We start from the raw sequence: 2,318 nt of genomic DNA, 5'->3' as shown, positions 1-2,318 counted from the left end.
GGGGCACCCGCTGGGCCCGCAGATGGCCCGTGCGCTCCAGTTCGCCCGCGAGCCAGGCGGGCAGGGGGGCGGGCTCCCCCGCGCCTTCCACAGGCACGTACCTCCCGGCGGGGGTGACGGTTCCCGGGGCGACGATGTAGCCGCCGTGCGCGCGTACGTCCACCTGCCAGGCCAGGGAGCAGCCGCCGCCCTGGCCCACGGAGGAGTGCCAGCGGCGGCCGTCGGGAACGGCCTCGTACCAGACGTGCAGGCCGCCCGACGGGGTACGCACGCGCAGGGTCGAGGTGTCCTCGGCCGGGCTCCGCTCGCCCCGCAGGGCGGCCAGGACGGCCAGCGTGTGGAAGCCGTTGGCCATGCCCCGCAGATCGACGTCGTCGTGGATCGCGATGCCCGGCAGGATGCGGTCGCGGCCCGGGAGCGGCTGGGGGTGGTCGTCGACGTCGATCACGACGAGGCCCGCGGGTCCGCAGGAGACCGCGACGCCCAGGTCGCTGTCACCGCCCCACCAGCGGTCGACCCGGGCGGGGTCGACGGTGGCGGAGTGGAACCCGTGGCACCAGCGACCGGCGTCGACGCAGTCGCAGCCTTCGTACCGATGGCCCGGGCGGCGGCAGCGCGAGCAGTTGGCCACGGGCGTTTTGCGGCCCGGCGCGAGGGGGTGCACGGGCCAGTCACGGGCGGCGCAGCCCCGGGCCAGGGCGTGGGGGCCCATCGCCGCGAGCTCAGCAAGAGTCGGCTCCGGGGCTGACTGCTCTGAGTCGCTGCGTGAAAACCGCAGCTCAGCAGTCATGTGGTTCCCCTACTCAGCGACTGAAGCGACTCAACGACGGACATAGGTTAGCGAAGCATCGGGGCGGGTGAGCGCAGGCCCACGGAAAACGCCCGCCGTGTCGGGGCACCGACGCCGGCCGGGCCGGGCACCGGGGATCGGGGGCCCAGCTACTCAACGAGCGACCAGCGACCGAAGGGCAGCGACTGAGGATTTTTCAGTCGCTGTCTTCGGTGCTGCCTAAAACACCAGGTCAGAGGCCATGTGGAGATCCACAAGCGACTGACAGCGACTAAAAACCCCTACTTATAACTCACACGCGCATACGAGGAAATCACCAAAACGGCTACCTAATACTGGAGCCAGAGTCGCTTCAGTCGCTGATCCGAGCACCCGCACGCCTCTGACCTGCGGTTTCATGGCAGCGACTGAACAGCTACTGAAGCTCTCACGGTCGCTCGGTTCAGTAGCTGCGTTCGCAAAACGCCCAAATCGCCGTCACCCTTACCGGGCGTAACAGCGACCGAAGGCTTCGGCAGCGACTGAAGGGCAGCTACCGAAGCCCTCGCGGGCCCAGCTACTCAAGCGACTGAAGCGACCGAGTTCCGCACCTGCCCCCGCGACTGGTCCGGGACACGCCAAAAGGTTCGGGTCTGAGTCGCTTCGGTCGCTTCAGTCGCTCCGGTCTTCGGTGGCTCCGGTCTTCAGCAGCCTTCAGTAGCTCCGGCCTTCGGTCGCTCCGACAGCGGTCACCCCGGCCGGTCCTTCGCCTCCTGGGCCGTCTTTCTGCTTTGGCCTCTGTGTTGGCTTTCTGTTCTGGCCCGAGCCTTCTCCGGCCTTGAGTCGCTCCGGTCGCTTCAGTCGCTGGACCCCCGCCCGCTGGGCCTGCCGAGCGAAGCGAGACGTTTCTGCCAGGTCTCGCGCACCGTGCGCCACTCCTCCCCGCAGCGGCCGGCCCGCTCACGGGGGAGCAGCTCCGTCCCAGCCAGGTCGGTGGTGCGGGCGGGGGCGGCGCCGTGGAGGAGGCAGAGGTGGCGGGCGGCCCGTTCCCGGTCGGAGGGGTGTTCGTCCCTGGCCTCGGCGCCCGAGCTGGGATCCCCCTCCCCGGCCGCCGCCGACAGCTCGTACTCCCGGGCCGCCGTCCGAAGCTCCCGCTCCCCCGGCGCGCCCCGCCGGATCAGCATCAGGGCGGCGAACTCGTCGGCCGCGTCCTCCTCCGCCCGGTCGCCCAGGTCCAGGCCGAGCACGTCCGCGAGGGCGTGCCCTGCCTCATGGAAGTACGTCTCCGTCAGTACGGCAGCGGCTTCGTCGTCCGCAGGGCGCACCCCCGCCGCCGCGAACAGGGCCCGTTCCTGGGCCACGTCGTCGTAGCAGATCTCGATCCGCCGGGCCTCGGGGTCGTAGGCCGAGCCCTCTCCGGCGCAGGAGCGGGCGACCGCCTCCACGGCGCGGTCCAGGCGTGCGGCGGGGACGAGGGAGGCGACGTCGGCGGTGGCCCGCTCCAGGACTCCGCGCCCGCGCAGGAAGGCCGCGTCGGGGCGGTCGGGGG

2 protein-coding genes are annotated in these 2,318 nt (G+C 71.4%); both read right to left on the bottom strand.

Translation table 11 applies throughout. The annotated features are described in order from the left end of the window. The coding region (locus ACJA3G_RS35385) for a bifunctional DNA primase/polymerase (RefSeq protein WP_406557128.1) at window positions 1-712 on the bottom strand (712 nt) is incomplete at its 3' end. A 914-nt stretch (window positions 713-1,626) separates the two neighbouring features. After that, window positions 1,627-2,318, bottom strand: a 692-nt coding sequence (locus tag ACJA3G_RS35380; RefSeq protein ID WP_406557127.1) for a DUF4344 domain-containing metallopeptidase, incomplete at its 5' end; no start/stop codon positions are given.

Origin of the sequence: Streptomyces sp. YS-3 (assembly GCF_045257485.1) — a bacterium.
Classification (GTDB): domain Bacteria; phylum Actinomycetota; class Actinomycetes; order Streptomycetales; family Streptomycetaceae; genus Streptomyces.
Note: the sequence above shows the minus strand (reverse complement) of the source record. Positions and strands in the feature narration are given on the sequence as shown.